Below are 20797 nucleotides of genomic sequence, written 5' to 3' on the forward strand. Positions count from 1 at the left end.
CTCTTCCAATCCTAATGATTTCGTTATAAGAAGCGAATCCCCTCTAACTTTGTCAAAACTTAATAATTTGTTCCCCATTATCAGACAAAAAAATATCCCTACATCAAGGATGTAGGGATACTTTCCTGCAAGATCTATTCCGTTGTGCCAGAAACTCTCTACTAATTGATTAAATGCCTTACAACCCGTTTCACAATATCATTCGCAGCTTCTTCAATGGACCCCTTGCTGGAATCAACATCGATAAACGCGCTGCCAATGATCTCCTGCGCCGCAGCCCGGTCATTATCGGACCCGGACACCACCAAAGCAATCAATCCCGCATCGTTCAGCACTTTGCCGCATTAGAAATTAAGGAATTGTCCACGACTGCTCTCATTAATTAAATATTTGATAATTCGTTTCACTACATAGTTTGCAGCTTCCTCGTTTGAAAACTTGCTTATATCGATTTCGATTTCCGGGTTCCCAGGCGTTTCATTTGTGCTCGGGCTGCCTGCAAGCGGTCTGTTTACATAAACTTCAATATATTCTTTGCCAATGATGTCGCGCGCGGTTTCTCGGTCGTTTTCGGTCGGGGAATCATTCGATACCAATGCAATAAGTCCAGCATCATTCATCAATTTTGCAACCTCTGCTAACCGCTGCAACGATTCTCCCCGGCCATTCTCGAGTAACATGGTATGGTGGCCTGTCGATACCAAACGTTTTTCGACTTCCTTCGCAAGGGTCGATTTATCCGAAACCGCACCGGTGAACCAGAGCGTTAACGGATTCTGTCCTTTTTGCTGAGCACGAACATCTCTCGTCACTTCCGCTTCAAGCCTTACCAAGTTGGCAGAGCCTTGAAGAGCTTCGTCGATGACACCGCAAGCGGAGGTCATATTCGTTACGCGATCGATCAGAATAAATCCGCCAATGCTTTTATATTGATCAAAAGAATCAATAACAATGTTGTCCGATAAAGAAAATTCACATTTCGCCACTTCATTTTTGACGATATGATCAGCTGGAACTGTCTTTCCAGTATTAATATCGATTTTATGCGTAATTGCCGTCACAGTACCCGGCAGTACTTTTGTCCCTACTTTGACCAAATAATTTTTGCCCGGCGTCAGCACGGAGTCATCCATCCATAGAATCGTGGCGGTAAAACTGTCAGCCTCTTTGATTTTATCGTCTTTGGTAAAGACGCAGCCGCGCGATACGTCAACTTCACGATCCAATTGAATCGTTACAGGCTGTCCGGCGTAAGCCACATCCCGATCTTGGTCCGTCACCAAAATCCGCTTCACTTTCGCTTTCTCATGACTTGGCAGCGTCGTCAACTCATCGCCGACTGCGATGCTTCCGGCCTCAATCTGGCCTTGGAAACCGCGGAACGTATGGTCCGGTCGGGATACACGCTGAATGGGCATCATGAATTGTTTCGTGTCGTCGGTTTGATGAACATCTACCTGTTCCAAATACGGCAACAAAGCAAGATCTTCATACCAAGGTGTGTTTGGCGACTTTTTGGTAATGTTATCCCCTTCTGTTGCAGAAACAGGGATCACTTGGATGGTTTGAAAGTTGAATTCAGCGGTCATGCGGGAGAAATCCTCTCTGATCTCTTCAAATCTCTTCCGGTCAAAACCGACCAAATCCATTTTATTCACAGCTAATACAATATGTTTAATCCCCATGAGTGCGCAAATCCGGGAGTGGCGCTTGGTTTGGGTAATGATCCCTTTGGTCGCGTCCACGAGAATGATGGCAAGATCCGCGAAGGATGCACCAACAGCCATGTTCCGTGTATATTCTTCATGCCCCGGCGTATCCGCTACGATGAACGAACGGTGATCCGTCGTAAAATAACGGTAGGCCACATCAATCGTGATCCCCTGTTCGCGTTCGGCCAGCAATCCGTCAAGAAGCAACGAATAGTCGATCTTGCCGCCGCGGCTGCCAAGTCGGCTGTCCAGCTCCAACGCTTTCTCTTGGTCAGCGAACAAAAGCTTCGCATCATAAAGCATATGTCCAATTAATGTGGACTTCCCGTCGTCTACACTTCCGCAAGTGATAAATTTAAGCAGACTTTTCATCTTAGAAATAGCCCTCCCGTTTACGTCTTTCCATACTTCCAGCCGCCTCTTGGTCGATAACCCGGGTTGTCCGTTCGGATGAAACCGCACCAAGCGTCTCTTCGATAATGGTATCCAGCGTATCCGCTTCCGACTCGGCTCCGCCCGTAAGAGGATAGCAGCCTAAGGTGCGGAACCGCATCTTCTTCATTTCAATTTTCTCATGCGGCTCGAGCTTCATCCGGTCATCATCCACCAGGATGAGATGTCCATCGCGTTCAATAACGGGTCTTTCCTTTGCAAAATAAAGAGGCACAATATCAATATTTTCTCTGCGAATGTATTGCCAGATATCCTTCTCCGTCCAGTTGGAGATTGGGAATACGCGGATGCTTTCGCCTTTGTTAATTCTAGTGTTGAAAAGCTTCCACATTTCCGGGCGTTGATTTTTCGGATCCCAGGCATGGTTCTTGTTCCGGAACGAGAAAATCCGCTCTTTCGCGCGCGACTTCTCCTCGTCACGTCTTCCGCCCCCGAACGCAGCTGTGAATCCGTATTTGTCCAATCCCTGTTTCAGCGCTTGGGTTTTCATAATATCGGTATAAGCGGCACCATGATCGAATGGGTTGATCCCCTGCTCAATACCTTCTTGATTCGAGTGAACGATCATTTCGATCCCGAACTCTTTCGCTTTGCGATCGCGGAATTCGATCATCTCTTTGAACTTCCACGTTGTATCAATGTGCATGAAAGGAAACGGCGGCTTCTCCGGATAGAAAGCCTTCAGCGCCAAATGCAGCATCACGGAGCTATCCTTTCCGATCGAATACAGCATTACGGGATTTTCACATTCCGCCGCCACTTCTCTTATAATATAAATCGCTTCAGCCTCGAGTTGGTCCAGATGCGTCATTTCATGTATAGAATCAAGCATCGGTTTTTGCATGGAAAGGTGCCTCCTTTTAATCCTCACTAAATCTATCGGTATTTCTTATATACTATCAGATTCTAGCTTTTATGCAAAGTGGAAGAAAGTAAAAAATCTAATTTTCTGTGCTATTTGTTGAATCTAACCGAAGATTACCTATGATATCGGAATAAATTGGGTTTGTTTTATAATGAAAATTGGGGACGCGATGGTTCGCGGCCCTGGGGAGGTGTATAACTTTTATTCAATCTCAGCAAAAGAATAAATTCCCTGTCTGACAAAGGAACTCTCGCTATCCGATTCCTGCCTTTGAGGTTCCTCTGATGATTCGTAGCAGGAAATTCTCCCGATAATCTCTTTGTAATCGCCGCTTCTAACCTGATTAGCTGGAATTCATCAAGTTAATTCGTTGCTAAACTGCACCTATAAGGAGTTAGACGGCTGATTAACTGGAGAAATTCCAGTAGTACAACCCCATCTGCTATAATTGGTAGGGATTAACGGGATCAACTCCTGTTATTCAGTTTTATCAGGCCTTCCCTACGTCACTCCAGCACCATATTTACCTCAGCGGCACTCAAACCCACCAACTTATATTCACTGCCACGAGAAGGCGAATCCATATCAATCTTTATACTCTTGATCTTCCAAAGTTTTTGGTTACTGCTCTCCCCCACTACGACTGACTCCATAGCCCTACGCAGCAAATAAACGGTAGTTTTGGTCATACCCTGTTTTGAAATGATTAATTCGTTACGATAAGTCCCCCATCGAGTATGTTTGATGGAATATTGTCTATACCAAGCTAGCATGCCTATTGGCAATAGAAGATATAAGAGCGGTAAATAGAATGCAGCACCGATCACAACAATACCAAAGATGATCAAACAGGGTGCAATACCATTATACTGGACAGCCCTCTGCAACGGGTTCAACTCTTCGGATGATAACTGAAACTCCGGAATAAATGCTTCGACTAATACTTCCATTATAACCCTTCCCTACTCCGCCAGTTGGAAAATATACAAAAAGATGCCTGAACCTTATCTAAGATTCAGACATCTGCGAATCACAACCGCGGATCTATCTCCCGCTCCTGCGCCACCTCAAACAGCATGTTCGCCGCGACCTCCTGGTACACCACATGCTCAGGCGCAATTTCATCGAAGCGCAACGCCAGCATCCGCATCCCCAGCTGGTACTCCTTAAGTGAAGTGCGAAGCTTCTGATTGATATTCTTTTGCTTGAGCAGCTTCCGGTACTTGCGCGGGAACTTGTAGTCATATCCGTAAATAATGGACAAATAATCCGGATTCCGCACTTTCATATACGGTACCGTTGTGCCATTCCATTGCTCCGGCTTAATCACGACGCCTTCCATATGGTTCTCAAGCGTGAGCATCGCGAAATAGCGTTCCGCTTGTTCCAAGCAGCTCGGCTCAAGCAAATCCAGCGTAACCGCCTGATCCTCCGAAAGAAAGCTGTACATCTCCGATGTCGTCCATTCCGGGACCCGCTCCGTCCCATCTTCCTGTACAATTTTCAGAATGGCAAAAGGTTTATATTCCATGACCTCATCCTCACCGTACAGCTCCAACTGTCTCTTGTACGTTTGGTAAGCTGCCGTGTGTTCGGATAATGGGACATAGTTGTCCCTGACCTCATGAACATACTTATAGTTCTGATACGTACTCGGGCCATACTTGTCACTCAAAGCGGACTTGGCGGTATGATGCTGGTCCTTTTCGAATCCGCTCCCCTCATACTCAGCCATAAGCGTATTGTAAGCTGCTTCAAAACCGTTGCGCTCGAGGAACGAAAGCTCTGTCCCCAACGCCCTCTCAATAGGCTTGAACTGTCTGTCGATCAGCCCTTCCCCCAGCGCCTTCCACGGAAGAAGCTCTCCATCCAGAATCAACATAGCTATCTTATGCTCTTGCATATAACCGCCAAACTTCATCAGCAGCTTATCATAAATATCCGATAGATCCACATGGTTGATTTTATAGCCGTTACGGCTGACAGCAAAGCATTGATCCAGATCCTTATGCAGATAGACATTGCATCTCGACCCCATATATTTGGGCTGCAGAACAACCTGCCGGACACCATGATCCCTGAAATATGCGAGGCCGCGCTTCAAAGACTCCAGCTCATTCGTCTCCTCATTCTTATCCGCCGGGGACATCGTGCCTGAGATGAAATTGATTTTGTTCCGAGAGCAGTAACGGAGCCGGCGGATGTCATCCTCGTCAAGTTCACGAATCGAAACCTTGCGCTCTTCCCTAAATAAGGTCTGAAGTTCTTCAGAAATGACCGCTTGCTGGGATTTCCGGGATTTCATGAACGGTTTATACGAAATGCTGACAGAAGTCAGCTGGTTGCCATGTACCGTACCTGTATCGATGTGCAGCTTATTCCCGAGGCGGAAAGCTTGCTTAGCCGCGACGTGACCGAATACATGGTAGGGATGATTTCGAACTGCTTCCTCCCGCAGAAAGGCAAGCTGCTCTTCCAGCGGCGCATCCCGGTCAATCCGGAAATTCCTCTGATGCCGAACGGAATTCGTATCCAGCTTCCCGATGTACTTATTCCTGCAAGGAGCATGAGTCACATAGAAGGATGGCCCCCTAACCCCCACATGCCGGTAGAAGGGCTGCGATATCGATACCAGGTGCTGAAATTTCGCCAGCAGTTCCGAATCTTTTAACAATATCTGTGTGGAGTCAAAATAGGAATGAAGCATCTCCTGATCGACGCCGTTAATCTCGCCCAATAGATACTTGTGGACGAAGTTCTCATGATTCCCTAGCACGAAGTAGAAATGCTCCCGATTATCATAAAGAAATTGAACGATCTCCTTCGTTTGTTTCCCTTTGTCAATCCAGTCGCCAACCAGAATAAGCTTGGTATGCTTCAACTTCTCCGTTAAAACCAGCCTGCCCGCATCCAGCTTATACCCATGATCGAGCAGCAGCCCCTTCAAATCCTCCACACATTCATGAACGTCCCCAATCATAATATACTGCCCATCCTGAGGGAGAATGGTCGCTAAGTACGCATCCAAATCCTCGATGACGACGCTGTATTCGGGATTCGCTCTGCCTTCTTCAGCCAGATAAAAATCCTTGGCACGCACTTTATGAATCTTGCCATATCCCTCACGGGCCAGCGAGCCGAGAACTTCTTTCCGCAGCCGGTTAATATGGTTCGTGATCAGCTTCTTCGACCGCTCCGATGCATAGTAATCGTCCCGCTTGCGATAATCGAAAACAATGACCTCGAGATGATAGTTGTTCTGGAACGTAATCTCCTTCACCTGTGCCCGGAAATCCTCAGACAACCCGGTTGTATCCACGACCACGAACTCCGCATTGACCGGAAAAGACGTTGCCATCTTCAATCTTTCAAATAGCAAATGAAAAGCTTGCTCACTGGCCTCGAGCATCACCTGGTCATACTTGTCGTACTCATACCCAAGCACCTCTTGGCGGATCTGGTCGGAGGACAAATATTGTACATTGGTCCTGACATTACGGCTCGCATCCTCAAACCGCAGCCCGGGAATCAGCACTTCCTTGGTGAACGTCGTTTTGCCGCATTCCGTAGACCCGATCAGCATGAAAACCGTATGCACCTTAGTTTGAATTTCCATGGTCAGGCCCCCCTTTTCTTGATAATAACGCCTTGCGTTGTTTGGATATGGTTGACGCCGTCCCCGACAGCTACGAATTCCGCATGCAGTCCCGTTCCCTTAATCACATCACGCATCCACTGTTGGAACGCCGCTTCCCCCATCTCCCACTTATGGTCGTCATGCCGGAACTCGCTAAGCTCATAGTAGCAGTTAAAATCGGCGTTCGGCGTAGTAATGATGAAGTTGTCGAAATCGACATGCGCGCATATCTGATGGATTAGCCGCTTAGCTTCATCCTCACTCATATGCTCAATAACCTCTGTCAAAATCACATCAACCCGCTCCCCGTTATAGCTTTCCAGGAATTGATCGATCGAGCTGAACGTGACGATATTGTCGATCTCTCTAGCCGCGGCTTTGCGATTCACCTTGCCTAGCAGCTCCTCATTGATATCAATCGCGTAGTAGCTGCCCTCAATCTTCCCGGCGAAAGGGAGCGCATAGAAGCCCTCTCCACACCCCACATCCAAGATCGACTTGTCGAAGGCCAGTGCGCCTCCGATATAAGATCTCCGCTGCAGCGCCGTACCTCCGTACGCGAACCGGATCTCATAACGCTCCGTTTTCTCCAGCTCCGCCTTGTACTTCTGAAACCTCTCTCTCGAAGACAAGAAATTCCGCACAAAGAGACTCCGAATATAAAACGGCGCATCGATCACATTCAGGCTCTTGATGTATTTATCCAGAATGCTGTCCGAAATATCGATATATTCATTGCCGAACATCGAGAGGAATAGGCACAGCACACTTACTGCATGCAGCAGTTGGTACAGACTCCTCCTCGTCGTGATCGTAAGGGAATAGCTTTTATGCGCTTGATGGATGAGCTCAAAAGAGAAATCAGGTAAATGTTTTTCAAAGAATTCAATGTACCTCACCAGCTCGATATGGATCATATTGATGTAGAAAGTATGCTCATAACCGTCCGAGTCACGTTCGTCCTGTGTCTTCAGCGGCGCGGAAAAGAACTCATTAATCGCATTCAGCGGAAATAAAGGCGTGTTGTATCTCGATACATTCAAATATTCGAAGTTTTCCTGCTCATGCTGCTTATAGGAGATTTCATTGTCCGCATCTTTAAAATACACATTATAAGTCTGCTCATCCGTGTACCAGCCGTACGCCATGCCCTTGCGGATCGAGCGAAGCATCATGCCGGAGCTTGGGTTTTTCTTGATCAAAAACGAAAACTGCGGATTGGTGGATCTGACTTGTACGATCGCCATCTCAATCTACTCCTGAACTTCAAATTGAGGACCTTGCAGGTTCACCTTGAGCGGTAGTGAAAAGCGTCGAAGATCTTCTGAAACCTATTTTCGCTTACTTGGGTGTTAACGAACAGGGTGGAAGTATTACGAGAGGGGATTATTACGATTAATTTCGGGGTTTAACTTGCTTCGTGAAATATGAGCCGCATTTAGGTATAAAACAAAAAAACCACCTTAGGTGGGTTTTATCATAAAATCGATAATGGATATTGAGGTGATTGTACATGTTCGGCAAACATTTGGCAGAACTCCGAAACAATAAAGGCATTAGTCAATATGAGCTTGCAACACAGATGAACCTATCACGTGGACAGATCGCTAATTATGAACAAGGCACTCGTGAACCCGATTTTGCAACGCTTGTTGCATTGGCTGACTTTTTTGAAGTAAGTCTAGATGATATTGCTTTCTTATCGGGTAATAAAGAGAGTCTAACACAGGAGGAAGCTGATTTTTTAAAAGAGAGAGTCTTTATTTGCCGCGTAGATATGAGTCTCGGTTAGTAGAAAAGCAAAATCAATAAAACCCGCCTACAAAGGTGGGTTTTATTGATTTATACCGCCTATCTTAAATGAATACACATGCACCGTATGCGGGAACACAGGCTATTTGGTTCCTATCCTCCGCGATGTGTTGATGCCTTGATTTATAAGGGTTTCCTCTGACCAAGTAATTACCGTTTCGGTTCTCTTACTCATCTAAATGAGAGTTTTCGTCCCCAATCCGTCCCCATCATCTAGGCGTTGTATATTGAGACGAGGGAGTCAAAAAAACTGCCTCAATAATTGAAAGAATCTCGCTTCCTCTTTTATTTTTCAAAAAAATAAATTAAGAGGCATCATCGAGTTGTATCTTTATAACTCCCTTGTGTAATATAATTTCAATCTGAAGTGCTGGTATGCTAATTCCTCTTCGCAATTCCCCAATAGGAAATCTCCTTGGTCCTTTGCCTTCATTAAAATCCAGTTCCTCACCACTATCCATGAATTTCAGTTTATCTGGTTTTTCTTTAATTAAACGTTGCCGCAACATATCATCCACAATATCGTAAACATTGATATGTTCTTTACCAATTAACTTTGTGCTGCCATGCACTTTACATGGATTAATCACTTTAATTCCTATTCCTCCACCAGCCAGAACAATCTTTACAATTTTTACCTTTGTTACATTATCGTAATAGAAATCATTAATCTCTATCAAACTATTGCTTAGTTGAATGTCAGGAATAAGCCGGGTTAAATCACTCTTATTGATCACTAAAACCATGTCTTGAGGGGACTTGCCACGCTCAAATTTCAAAAAAGTCTTTAAATCATCAGTAGATAAACTCTCAACATCAGTTTCACCTTGAACTTGACACTCAACATTATTAATTAAAAAAGGAATAAACTCATTAAATAAAATACCGTTATATCCTATTCTGGACCTGTATTCCCAATAATTTTTAACTAAAACGTCTTTAAATTGACCTACTAAGCGGCAAATTCTTTGGCCCTTAAAAGAAATTTTATTTAGTTTTGAATCGTGTTCAAAATTATAGATACTTAATTGATTATTTGCCAGGTTGCTAATATCTTTCCCTGCTGCGTTTAAAAGTTGAGCATATTCAACAACTCTGTTTAATTGGTTTTGTAAATCTTTATAATATCTTTTCCAATATTCCGGTAAGAGAGCCTCTTTATCTATCGGGATGGATGCATCTAGACTTAATTCAAATTGACCATTTGGATTAAAGACACAAGTGTCTAATACTGGGAAATCAGCGAAACTCATATTTTCCAATTTTACTGAAAGTACACCTACCTCACCTCTAGCGTTTTTGAAGTAATTAAACAGCAATTCTTTAGGCTCAACTTTTAACTTTTCATTAAAACTACTAATCTTAAACGCTGCATGCAGTAGATCTGCATTTTTTGTATTTCTCGATAGAGATTCTTTACCCACTCTAACAATGGTATCGCAATCCTGTCCGACAAGCACAAAAATTTCATTGTCTATTAAAAAAACATCCCCTGGGGCGGGCGGCAATTGTTTACTATTCACTGTGTAATCAAATATTTCATATGTATTTAGCTCATGAATCTTGCGCTCAATTTCCTCTTCTATTACTCTGTCAACTTCTTCTGATAGATATTTTTCATTAATAAATTTAGTTAACCCCGCAATTTGGTTATATTGTGGTTCCTCCCCATCACCTGCTTTAAACAATTTTTCAACAACGTATTGATTCTTTAATTGTTCGATCCACTTTTCTATTATCTCCAATGAAGTAACGCCCTCGATTTTAGCCATTTTGGCAAGGAAATTCATATTTTCAATTCTATTCAAAGCAAAACTAAAGGAATCATCTATTGATTCTGAATGTATTTTTTTTATAAGTTTAAATAGATGAACATATGAACACTTCGCTAAGCCTTCAGCCATTTTATCTAGTTTGCTACTCTCAGTTTTACTAACTTGGAACACATAAACATCGTTCTCTAAAGAGCTTGAAACAACCTCTTCTTTGTTACTGGTATATAATACGCTAATAATATTTTCTTTAACTCCTCTATTTAATAAAAAATTTCTGATAAATGTCTCACCGGCATCAGTATTACCATCTAAATTTTTATCTACAATAAAGAGAACAAATTCGTTGCTTCTGACTTGAAGGTTTCGCAAATCAGTTTCTATATCATCCCAAACATTACTTCCAATTTCCTTGTATATTCGTTTAGAGCTTCCATAGACCGAATCGATTTCATCAATAATAAATTCATAGTTTCCCAACTTTTCGGATATTCCGAACCTTAAAAAAAGTTTACTTACATCATCTTCATTAGATTGAGCCAATTCATTTATCATTGCATGGAACTCCAACGCTAAACAGTGGACATTTTTATTTACTTCCGACTCTGTAACCGTTTCTAATAACTTTATCACTTTCCCAGTCTTGAATATTCTCGTTTTTAGCGTTTCATCAAGTTCTGAGAAGGACTTAAAAAGATTTTCGTAAGTTTCCTTCAGAGCGCTATTACTACCAGGCAGCTCTTTCAATGTATCTATAAGCATTAATTGATCGGCTGGATTTAATTGAATCATATCGCAAATTATCTGCTCAATATCACTTACTTGCTTAAAATCATCATCTATTAAAAAACAAGCTCTAACATTCAGATGATTTATTAATTCAGAAAATCTATTACTCATCTGCTTCTTCTCCTTCATTAAGTTCGCTTCGCAATGTAATAGCGAATATATATTTATTTCCAAACCTATTTCTTTCCGGAAGCAGTTCTATATCTGCCCCAAAAGAATTTAATAATTTCTTTACAATATACAAGCCCATTCCTCTACCGTTTCGATCTTTCCCCGAAACTAATGGATGAAATAATATATTCTCAACTCGTTTAAATACGCCAATTCCTGAATCTTTGACTAGAATCATATTTTCATCGGCTTGGTCTATAAGAATACTATCCCGTTCTTCAATTATGTAGATCTTATCATTCCTAGCCTTTATTTGACGCTGGTTTACCCAAAAAATGGAATTGTCTATTAGATTGTAAAATACATGAATGAGTGCGCCTCGCGGGACCTTCCACTGAAGATCAATTTTTTTGTAATCTAAAGTAATCTTGTATTTTTTTAATTTATTTTCAAACCTTTTCTCCAAATCTTCCAAAAAGCTAAATACATCTTGAGTTTCGAAATCCTCATGTGTACCTTTATACAAAAAGGTTTTTTCTAGGAAAGTATAAAATTGATTCATATCAAGCATCTTAGAGTTTATTAATTTAAATCTGCTTTTAATAGGCTTAAAGTCTTCAGAATAAATATCATCAGCTTCATTACTTATTAAGTAATCTTCAATATTATCGAACTGGTGCTTTGTTTTATCCTCACTATCCAAGTTAGATAAAATTGAATGAAGTTCATGTGTAATGACTTCTGTAATAAGTCCGTTGGCCATTAATTTATAATTATTATAAGTTTCTAATTCTATAATTTTCCTTTCCTGTTCCACTTTCTCCAACGCTCGATTAGTCTTTTCTGTTGACGTTAAAGTATGCTCGATGTTTCTTTTTAGATTCACCGAAGTATTGTTCAAAGAACTAAATGCTTTCCTCACATTATCATCAACTTCTGCTTTATTGAGGTACTCATTAATGATCTCTAGATTTTGGTCAAAATCCTTTAAATTCTCTTTATTATCTTGTATTACTTTTTGATTATTTTTTATTTCCTCTTTTAATGTGTCAATTGATCGTCTTAAGACTAGTCCTTCTTCCTTCAATATGTCTTGTGTAATATAATATGCATTTCTACTAAATTCGTAGAAATATTTGTTGAGAATTAACTTTATGACCTCTTTAAGAATCAGTGAGTGTTCATTTTGTATAAGATCTTGCCTTGAACTAATTTCCTTAATATACGATTGTAAGGGGTCATTGATGTTGATGTAACCGATAGTATTACCAAGTTCGAATCTAAAAAATTGTTGACCTCTAGTTCTCGCTTGTTGTAGTTGAAGCCAATCATTATCCTTATCCCCTAATGTCGATATCCTACAGTTACCACGATATAGCTTTATTCCATTATGATACTCTAAAAAGCTCCTAAGATTAGCTGTATTAAAGTTAATGTTCTTTAAGTAGCCGTTTTCTTTTGCTGACTCAATTGCGCTCGCTGAAATCTTCGGATCACGCTTAAACGAATAAACTTTTGATTCTATTGGAACTAAATCGAGAAGCATTTTAGCAGCGTCCTCATTCAATAAGCTGTGATTTTGGTTTATTCGTTTTAATTCTTTGATTAATGTTTTTTCTGACACAACTGATTTCAACGATTTATTAAACCTATCTTTATGTTCCCTTAGTAATGATGCGTAAAATAGATGACTCTTTCTTAATTCCAAAAAACTCTCTTTACCAACTAATGTTTGATGAATTCTTTCTATGTACCAAGGTTTTATAACAAGCCCACAAACTATTCTTATTTCGCCATCTTTTTCTTGAATTTTGAAATCATATTCGTTTTCTGCTACGTTAATCAGATTTATTCCAGAACTGGAGGGGATAGGAAGGTCTCTGTAGTACAGGTTTATTACAAAATTCTCTTTGAAATTTTCAAAAGGTGACATTAAAAAACCTAATGCGGACTGCAGATTATCTCTAATAATTCTAAATTCTGTGTTAGGATGATTTTGATCCGCTTTGGATAATTCTTTCGCTTTCTTTAAATCAATTAAAGAATCCAAATTCAAATTAAGATCAGTAAACCAAAGCCGGGTATATGATTCTGCAGTTTTACGAAATGTACTTACTTCAATATCTAATTCAGAGTATTTTTCATTATTAATAAACGATTCCCACTCTACACTTACCAAAAATGTATGGCTAGACTCGGCATTTGTAGTTTCAATATATAGTTTCTTACTTAATCTCTGGGCTGCTAATCTTCCAATACCCTTTTCCCCTAAAGGAGCTCTATCATTACTTTTGATATTCTGTTTTTGTAGTTTTTTTATAGTTGTCCCTATTGTAAAAAAACCATCTTGTAATTCTCTTAGTCCCATTCCATGTCCGTTATCTTCAATTATTATACAAGTATCTTTTAAATTTTTCATAACTGTATATTTCAAATCTTGATCAACATCAACGAGCATGTTTTGAAAATAGAAAGATAATTTATTGTCGATTAAGTGTATGTTAGTTTCTCTAGCTCCTGCATCGTATGAATTTTTTATCAACTCAACAATTGCTATCTCATCGCTAGTAATTAACTCTTTTCCAAGTTGTTCAATGACCCTTGGGTTTATTTTCAACCTCATAATATCAGCTCCTTAACTTACTTTTCGACACGATCCAATTTTATCCTCTAAAGGTACAGACCCCCACATCATAATATTCTTCTGTATTCTTTAGTAAGCAATGTTAGGATTGTAATCCAATTGTTTTAATAAAGTCTGTGAATAAACTTTTGTGTAATGATCATGCTTGAATAATAAATCATTCTGAAACGAGGGATTAATTTTGGCAGACAAAATCAGCAAAGAAGCGCGAAGTAAGAACATGAGTGCAATTCGGTCAACTCATACAAAGCTAGAAGATACAGTAACCAATGCGTTGTGGAACATGGGATTTAGATTCCGAAAAAACGTCCGAAAATTGAAAGGGAAACCAGACATAGCGATTAAGAAATATAAGATCGTCATTTTTATTGATTCTTGTTTTTGGCATTTCTGCAAGCAACACGGGCATATCCCCAAATCGAACACCCCCTTTTGGATCGAGAAATTAGAGCGGAATAAACGTCGTGATGAGGATATACTTAAATACTATCAAGATTTGGGGTGGCAGGTTCTGCGCATCTGGGAACATGATCTGAATGACAATCTCGAAGACACAGTTTTACGAATTGCTAAATTTATTGAAGATGCACGTTTTCAAAATAAAAGAAAAGAGACGGATTAAAATGCCGTCTCAGTGACCATCAGATTAAATTCAGAAGCAAATTCATTCCGTTTTTATTAATTACGTAATATACTTGTCCATCAATTTTTATTTGCAATGCTCCTTGCGGTATTGCCTTACCATTAATAACTGCATAAGTTCCAGAGGTTAGCAGGGAGCCTACAATTCCTTGTTGAACTATTAATATTTTCAAACCACTATGTAAATGTTGATATATACCATTATCATTAGCCTCTAACCCTACACCCGTAGTATGTTCCAACTTCGATGATACAACTGAAATATCATCGGTAACTATTACAACCATCCCTGAATCAGGCGCAAGTTTGCCTTTCAATCGTTCTGATAATGATAGAGCTTCAATATCATCCATTTTTTTTAGTGTACCATAATGGTGTGTAGCCCCAGATTTCAACACTAAATGTTTTTTCTTTCCTGCAAGATAGCACCACTCGATATATGGCAAGTTGGCCATCAATGTTTCAGGCTGGTTCCTGCTTGAACCTGATCCTCCAAGTACCTTTTCCACATGAACTGCTGGCTCGGTACATAAAGCAAGCCATATCTTTTCTAATTCACTAAACGGTCGGCTTTTGCGGTCACCGTTACTCGCGATCAACCAAACTTTCAAATTTTTTCTATCAATTTCCTCTAAACTTACATCCGCCCCTGGTTTAATACTTTGTAACCTGAGTCCAACCAATTTCTCCAAGTCGGATAAAACGTTGTCAAACTTCATCTTTTTTTGCCCCCTGGTAATTCAGGCGGAAATTTCAGCACCGATGCATCTAGCCCTGCATTTTCAATCTCCGCCACGTCTTCTAGCCATCGCCTTATAAACGATTCTGTTCGAGGATCCTCACTTCCAGCTTTCCTAAAAGATACTTTATGCTGCAAGCTGATTCTGACAGGTGAACCAGGTGCAGGTCCTTCCTCGTCATATAAACTGTCTTTCAAATTAATGCCCGCGGCGAACCTTCGAATGTCGGAGACAAAATCTAATACGATGACTTTGTCTTTATCATCTGCAATACGAAGTCCTCTTCCCAACTGTTGAATAAAAATTCTTCGACTGTGGGTCACTCTCTGAAAAACGATTATATTTACATCAGGTACATCCACACCCTCATTTAAGATATCCACAGCACATAAGACATCTATTATTCCGTCTTGAAAATCACACAGGATTCGGTTACGCTCGGAAGGCTCCATTACCCTGCCAGCTACTGTCTGCGAATAAACTGCTGAGGCGTTACAAAATCCCAGAGCGTTTATTCGGTCTCGCATAGTAATAGCGTGATCTATCGTCCCGCAAAAGACAATTGCCCTCGGTTTTTTTTGTTCGTTCCATACAGACCGCAGCTCGTATACAACCGCGTCGTCCCATTCGGTAATGAATAGCGTACGATTTATTTGACGAGGGGAAAAGTTCTTGCCCTTGATTTTAGTCAAAGAAGCCCAGTTTATATTATCCGTATACATGCGGTAATCTACATTGGAGAGGAATCCTTGCTTTAATCCTTTTACTATATCAACACTAACAACGGGCTCACCAAAATATTGCTTGAGATCCACTTCGTCCGGTCGCCATGGGGTTGCCGTCAGGCCAAGTAAAAATGGACCATTCTCCTGCCCAGCCGTCAATTCTTGAATGATGCTGTTGTACATTTGCCCACCTACATGATGGCATTCGTCGATTATAACAAGATCAAAATGGTCAAGTTCTCTCCTATTTCGAATAAACGCTTCTACGGTATTAAGACAAGCAAAAACAAATGAGGCTTTTTCTATTTGCTCATGGGAAAGATGCTCATACCCATTCCATACTACAGTATTTTGATACTTATTCAAAAACGGCCAAAAAGCCTTTTCTAATTGATATACGAGTGGATTAGTATGTGCGATGACCAACACACGTAAAGGTTTTATTGCATTTAATCTTCGCACAGTTTCCCCTGCCACAAAAGTTTTCCCTAAGCCTGTGGCCATTACAACCAAAGCTTTATTTATCCCAGAGTTATATACTCTGATTAAGTCTTGTATCCCTTGCTCTTGATAACGCCTGGGGGGACGATTTAAGCCTGGCATTTCCGGCAATTTCATAGCCTTGGTAATTAACATTTTTGAATCCCATAATTGTAATGGGATATGACGACTCAACAATGCACGCTGGTGCTCCTGCATTTGTGTTTCAAATCCACTAAGTGATACTATTACGGGGACTTGGGCGCGGTAAACACGTAAAGCTTCGAGTGTTTCTCCTATTACTGAAACGCCAACCTTCTGTCGCCAATGTTTAACTTGGAACAACCACCGCTTGCCAGCAAATTGAGCTAACAGATCCGCACCGCGGTCCCTTGACTGCCCAACTAGTCTAACCCCTTCAAAACCACTGTGAATCAGGAGTCTTCCGACAGTCCTTTCAAAAGCCTGCCAAGTTCCTGACTTTAAACTTTCCTCATTAAAAAACATCTATTTTGCCACCTTCTGAAGCAAGTAATCCAAGGACATTCTGGCCCGTTGGGAGATGCCAGGCTCCGGCGAGCGGTCACGCGCAAAACCAGATATGTCTGATAAACAGTTACCAAATGTTTGTTTAATTCGAGATTGAATTGGAGCAAGAACGGTATCCGGCAGCCCACTAATTCCAGTGTATGGTGTCGTCCATAAATTCCCATCGAAAAACTTTTCAGGGTATTTATTAAATAAACCTGCGATTATTTCCTCATCTAAATATTTGAGGTATGTGCCATCCATTCTCATTTCCCCGATACGGCTGATGTCTTCTTTTCCGAGCATGTTTATAACAAGATTTTTTTTCTCTTCTTCGGTTAAATCATCAAATATATCAGAAATGAGGCTTCCGAAGAGCAAGGGAAGTCTTTCCTTAACGGAATCAAAAAAACTATTAATATCAGCTCTGATTTTTTCAGGGTTGTCCTCAAGAACTTCAGACCATTTACTCTTTAGAATCTGCCATTCGAGATTCGTTAACGTATGCTGTCCCTGATACTGCTTTACTGTCAATTGGCGGTTCATGTCATAAATATACAAAGCAACTTCAGCTGCAATCATTTGCTCCGGACGTAGACGGAATGCGCGAAAAGCCTTATGAGCCTTATCAATAAAAATGTCGATTTCTTCCCCTTTAAACACAACGAGCGGAATGCCTTCAGTCTGGTTGAAGGGGATAATCGGGTTGACAGTGATATACGTGTTAACAGCTATAGGAGAACTATAAGATCCATCTGCTAATAAAATACTGCATCCAGGCATGGATAATTCATCAGACTTATTCGCGTTTTTCAATAAATAGTCACGAGAAAGTACGTTTTCAGAATTCCGGTCGTTACCGCAATGCGAACATGTTGTATTACCGGCTATATTTTTCGTTGAACATACAAAGCATGTCCAAGGATCTTCAATCTTGGGAACTTGTGAAACACCACAAATAGGACAGGATAAAGCGGACTTAGGGATCTCACTGTTACAATCAGGGTTTATACAATTCTTCGGGATAAGTATGTCTCCACATACTTCGCAAGTATCCCGCTCCTTTAGATTTTGAGCACCGCATGAAGGGCACTCAGGCAGTTCCTGAATTGGCGGGGTCGTCGCCTGTTCGACCAGTTTCCACCATTCCGTATCATCAAAGTACCCCGGTATTTTTTTCAAGAATTTAGCATAAAATTCTCTCTCAATATCTCTTGAAATCCGTTTCGGTTCGTTTGTTTCGGCATCATAATAACCCATATACATATCTGCTTTGCCGAAATTTCTTACCCGCCTGTATCCCTGGTACAGCCGGAACATTGGACTTTCGTTTCTGTCTGCGTTGGGCTGTTTCGGCTGTAAGGAACTTTCCCCTCGTAAAAATACCATCGCCCTCAACCATTCCGGACTCGTTCGCATAAAGTCTTGCTTTAAAAAATCAACAGGCACATGGTTTAGATGCACCTCTCCGACTATTCGGCCGTAGTTCTGATCAGCCGGATAATCGTAAATCGTCTTTTTGAACTCATCAACGAATTCAAAAAACGCAGACTTTTCAGCAATCCGGATGGACCGTCCATTGCGGATTATATCAATTCCATAATTAGTACTATCATCAAATCTCTGTATACCGATCCAACCGCTTATCCGCTCTTCTACTGTACGGATAGAGGAAGACTCACAGGAAGGACACTCATCCATCTCGGATATTATTTCTGAGCCGCAATTGCTGCATTTTTTCTGGTTATAAATGACTTTATCGAACCTTATAACCGCAGGTATCTGCCCCCAGCCTCTTCTTTCCACAGTACGTGCCTCGTTCCATACACAGTGATGAAAGGCCTCGCACGGCTCATTGTTAACTACAATTCTGATCTTTTTGTCTCTTAACAAAGTGGCATATCGTCTTCCGATTTCAGTTCTTATTGTCGGCAATCCATACTGGACAAGTCGTTTTACGAATTGACTGTTACTATTTCCTTCAGGCCACCAGCCTGATACTTCAATTACTGTTCCCTGCTCAACACCATCTCTTTTCGAAGTACGGTAACCTTCTAGTTCATACTTACCAGTCCGTGTAATCTCCGCGAGATCTATGGTTACTTCAGTTGCCTGGGATTCCTCTTTCCTAGCGGTATATAACTTGGTTACCCTGCCTAATTTGCCGGTAGAAATATTAAACCCCATACCGAATAACCCTAAGCTGTCAAATTTATTTTTAGATGAATATCCGGCCCTGATAATTTTCTCAGCCATTTCGGGTGTTAAACCAGGTCCGTTATCCCGTATACGAATTAAACCTTCTCTCCGGGATAGCTCAGAGGGTTTGGGTAGGTCTATCAGTATAATAGGGTTCTCAATCTTTAGACCAGACAATGTAGCGTATTGAAACGAGTCAATACAGTTATCTATTAGCTCACATAACGCATCCAATGGCAGAATAGCGGTATGAGTCAATGCAATTAGTACATTAGGGTCTGGGGTAAAATCGAATATCAATTTATGTTCATTCATATTAATAGTCCCCCTACAATTACTTTTTTTATAGATTGCGCTATAACAAATCCCAGCTTAACCGGTACACCGTTACTAATCGTTTTAAACTTCATCGTCAATGGCATGGATCTTGGCAAAGCGTAGATGTCAGGAACAGTTTGAATCCGCAAGGCTTCTCTAACTGTTAATCTTCTCGGTTCAAAAGGATGTAAATGCACCTCATTATTACCGTAAGCAGCAGTTGGACTATACCTCCATCGGTGAAGCCTCTTAAAACTTTTACGAGATACATCCCCTTCAGCAATATCAAAAAGTTTAGAACTTTTAGGAATTAATACATCCCGACCATTAGGCAAGTTTTCTGTTACATGTGTATCATTAATATAAGATCCCACCATAAGTTCAGCAGGGATGCCATCAGGTCGGGGTGGTTCTGCTCTAAACGGTGATACACTTGGCCATGAGTACATTGATTTAGCATTAGGAAACGGTAAATTATCCTTCCAAGGAAACCAGTTGTCAATAATAGGTACATTTTTCTTTCTGGTCTTGCTTTTTATCCATTTTCGATGGAATCCTGCGACAAACAATCTTTCACGGTCTTGCGGAACCCCTGCCTCCAAAGCATTAATGATACTATAGTCAATTAGATAATCTTTACTTAGTTGTGAAATGAGTTCTAAGAAAAACTCTTTGTGTTTGGCTGTACGCATAAAACCCGGCACATTCTCCATTAAGAAAAAGGTGGGTTGTATCTCGATTATACGATTTATGAAGACCTGAGAAAGTTTCCCTTTTTCGCCTTCTCTCCCCTTATTTTTTCCGCCTACAGAAAAATCAGGGCATGGCGGACCTCCTATGATACCAAACAGTTCTGGTCTAACTCCTTTACCGAATGCTTCTAACATAATTTGATTTGGGCCAACGTGCTCAATCGGAGTAATATTTGAAATCCGTGTCTCTACACCTGTTAATAATGTCATACCATGGGCATAGCCGCGGACAAAGTACGGATTACATTCATTTGTCCATAAAGGGTTAAAGCCGGCTTGAATGAAAGCAATATCAAGAAAACCCGCTCCGGTAAAGAAGGACAAAACAGGTATTCCCTTTTGCTGACTTTCCAATTTGGAATAATTATGCAAGTATTGCATTCGCAGCTCCTCAACAGTCAATAAGTGTTATTTCGTCCAAGTGCGCTTAATTCCTGCTGTAATGAGGCCAAAAGTACCATAAATGGGCCTAAAAATCAAAAAAGTCCCTAAAGGGACTACGGCTGAGCGAACTACCCTTCTTGCTTTGATAAATGAGCCGGGAAATCTTCGACACAGATGTCAAACAAAGTACTTGCACAGCTTTTTCAAAAAAGCGTGAACTTCACTATATTTCAT

Annotated in this window: 14 protein-coding genes; 2 read left to right on the top strand and 12 right to left on the bottom strand. The window is 41.0% G+C overall.

The features are described 5' to 3' along the window. Positions 1-161: 161 nt before the first annotated feature. The 6 genes from J2X61_RS30010 to J2X61_RS30035 form a co-directional block, all read right to left on the bottom strand. Positions 162-302 carry a hypothetical protein gene (locus tag J2X61_RS30010; RefSeq protein ID WP_310193359.1) on the bottom strand — a complete coding sequence of 47 codons (141 nt, stop codon included), beginning with the start codon at positions 300-302 and terminating at the stop codon, positions 162-164. A gap of 42 nt (positions 303-344) precedes the next feature. Continuing rightward, a complete protein-coding gene (locus J2X61_RS30015) occupies positions 345-2084 on the bottom strand; it encodes a GTP-binding protein (protein WP_310193362.1) in 1740 nt (579 codons plus the stop codon). A gap of 1 nt (position 2085) precedes the next feature. Then, the gene (gene cysD, locus J2X61_RS30020; RefSeq protein ID WP_274472640.1) at positions 2086-3009 is read right to left on the bottom strand and encodes a sulfate adenylyltransferase subunit CysD; all 924 of its coding nucleotides are present in this window, start codon (positions 3007-3009) and stop codon (positions 2086-2088) included. Between the two features lie 527 nt (positions 3010-3536). Further along, positions 3537-3980, bottom strand: coding sequence for a hypothetical protein (locus J2X61_RS30025; RefSeq protein WP_310193365.1), 444 nt, complete (start codon positions 3978-3980; stop codon positions 3537-3539). Positions 3981-4060: 80 nt separating this feature from the next. Then, positions 4061-6646, bottom strand: coding sequence for a metallophosphoesterase (locus J2X61_RS30030; RefSeq protein ID WP_310193368.1), 2586 nt, complete (start codon positions 6644-6646; stop codon positions 4061-4063). A 2-nt stretch (positions 6647-6648) separates the two neighbouring features. After that, a complete protein-coding gene (locus J2X61_RS30035) occupies positions 6649-7914 on the bottom strand; it encodes a class I SAM-dependent methyltransferase (protein WP_310193371.1) in 1266 nt (421 codons plus the stop codon). A 266-nt stretch (positions 7915-8180) separates the two neighbouring features. Between J2X61_RS30035 and J2X61_RS36515 the strand changes: the two genes are divergently transcribed. Further along, positions 8181-8459, top strand: a complete 279-nt coding sequence (locus J2X61_RS36515; RefSeq protein ID WP_396135524.1) for a helix-turn-helix domain-containing protein — start codon at positions 8181-8183, stop codon at positions 8457-8459. A 325-nt stretch (positions 8460-8784) separates the two neighbouring features. Here J2X61_RS36515 and J2X61_RS30045 read toward each other — a convergent pair whose 3' ends face one another. Further along, positions 8785-11151: a hypothetical protein gene (locus J2X61_RS30045; protein WP_310193373.1), complete on the bottom strand. Its 2367-nt coding sequence runs from the start codon at positions 11149-11151 to the stop codon at positions 8785-8787. Beyond that, entirely contained in the window at positions 11144-13774 is a 2631-nt protein-coding gene (locus J2X61_RS30050) for an ATP-binding protein (RefSeq protein WP_310193376.1), read from the bottom strand. The genes J2X61_RS30045 and J2X61_RS30050 overlap by 8 nt, the downstream gene beginning before the upstream one ends. 202 nt (positions 13775-13976) lie before the next feature. Here J2X61_RS30050 and J2X61_RS30055 point away from each other — a divergent pair, with 202 nt between their 5' ends. Continuing rightward, complete coding sequence (locus J2X61_RS30055; RefSeq protein ID WP_310193378.1) at positions 13977-14417, top strand: very short patch repair endonuclease; 441 nt, start codon at positions 13977-13979, stop codon at positions 14415-14417. A 19-nt stretch (positions 14418-14436) separates the two neighbouring features. Here J2X61_RS30055 and J2X61_RS30060 read toward each other — a convergent pair whose 3' ends face one another. From J2X61_RS30060 to J2X61_RS30075, 4 genes are read right to left on the bottom strand one after another with little or no spacing between them, the layout of a single operon-like run. After that, the gene (locus J2X61_RS30060; RefSeq protein WP_310193379.1) at positions 14437-15156 is read right to left on the bottom strand and encodes a hypothetical protein; all 720 of its coding nucleotides are present in this window, start codon (positions 15154-15156) and stop codon (positions 14437-14439) included. Beyond that, positions 15153-16889: a DEAD/DEAH box helicase family protein gene (locus J2X61_RS30065; protein ID WP_310193382.1), complete on the bottom strand. Its 1737-nt coding sequence runs from the start codon at positions 16887-16889 to the stop codon at positions 15153-15155. Before J2X61_RS30065 ends, J2X61_RS30060 begins: the two co-directional genes overlap by 4 nt. Beyond that, positions 16890-19424: an ATP-binding protein gene (locus J2X61_RS30070; RefSeq protein ID WP_310193385.1), complete on the bottom strand. Its 2535-nt coding sequence runs from the start codon at positions 19422-19424 to the stop codon at positions 16890-16892. Further along, on the bottom strand, positions 19421-20560 hold the full coding sequence (locus J2X61_RS30075; protein ID WP_310193387.1) for a DNA cytosine methyltransferase: 1140 nt from the start codon (positions 20558-20560) through the stop codon (positions 19421-19423). Before J2X61_RS30075 ends, J2X61_RS30070 begins: the two co-directional genes overlap by 4 nt. Positions 20561-20797: the final 237 nt, after the last annotated feature.

The organism is Bacillus sp. 3255 (genome assembly GCF_031456485.1).
Classification (GTDB): Bacteria; Bacillota; Bacilli; order Paenibacillales; family NBRC-103111; genus Paenibacillus_E.

Coding starts and splice junctions, on each gene's coding strand:
- J2X61_RS30015 (WP_310193362.1), bottom strand. CDS start 2,084: ATGAAAAGTCTGCTTAAATTTATCACTTGCGGAAGTGTAGACGACGGG.
- cysD (WP_274472640.1), bottom strand. CDS start 3,009: ATGCAAAAACCGATGCTTGATTCTATACATGAAATGACGCATCTGGAC.
- J2X61_RS30025 (WP_310193365.1), bottom strand. CDS start 3,980: ATGGAAGTATTAGTCGAAGCATTTATTCCGGAGTTTCAGTTATCATCC.
- J2X61_RS30030 (WP_310193368.1), bottom strand. CDS start 6,646: ATGGAAATTCAAACTAAGGTGCATACGGTTTTCATGCTGATCGGGTCT.
- J2X61_RS30035 (WP_310193371.1), bottom strand. CDS start 7,914: ATGGCGATCGTACAAGTCAGATCCACCAATCCGCAGTTTTCGTTTTTG.
- J2X61_RS36515 (WP_396135524.1), top strand. CDS start 8,181: ATGTTCGGCAAACATTTGGCAGAACTCCGAAACAATAAAGGCATTAGT.
- J2X61_RS30045 (WP_310193373.1), bottom strand. CDS start 11,151: ATGAGTAATAGATTTTCTGAATTAATAAATCATCTGAATGTTAGAGCT.
- J2X61_RS30050 (WP_310193376.1), bottom strand. CDS start 13,774: ATGAGGTTGAAAATAAACCCAAGGGTCATTGAACAACTTGGAAAAGAG.
- J2X61_RS30060 (WP_310193379.1), bottom strand. CDS start 15,156: ATGAAGTTTGACAACGTTTTATCCGACTTGGAGAAATTGGTTGGACTC.
- J2X61_RS30065 (WP_310193382.1), bottom strand. CDS start 16,889: ATGTTTTTTAATGAGGAAAGTTTAAAGTCAGGAACTTGGCAGGCTTTT.
- J2X61_RS30070 (WP_310193385.1), bottom strand. CDS start 19,424: ATGAATGAACATAAATTGATATTCGATTTTACCCCAGACCCTAATGTA.
- J2X61_RS30075 (WP_310193387.1), bottom strand. CDS start 20,560: ATGCAATACTTGCATAATTATTCCAAATTGGAAAGTCAGCAAAAGGGA.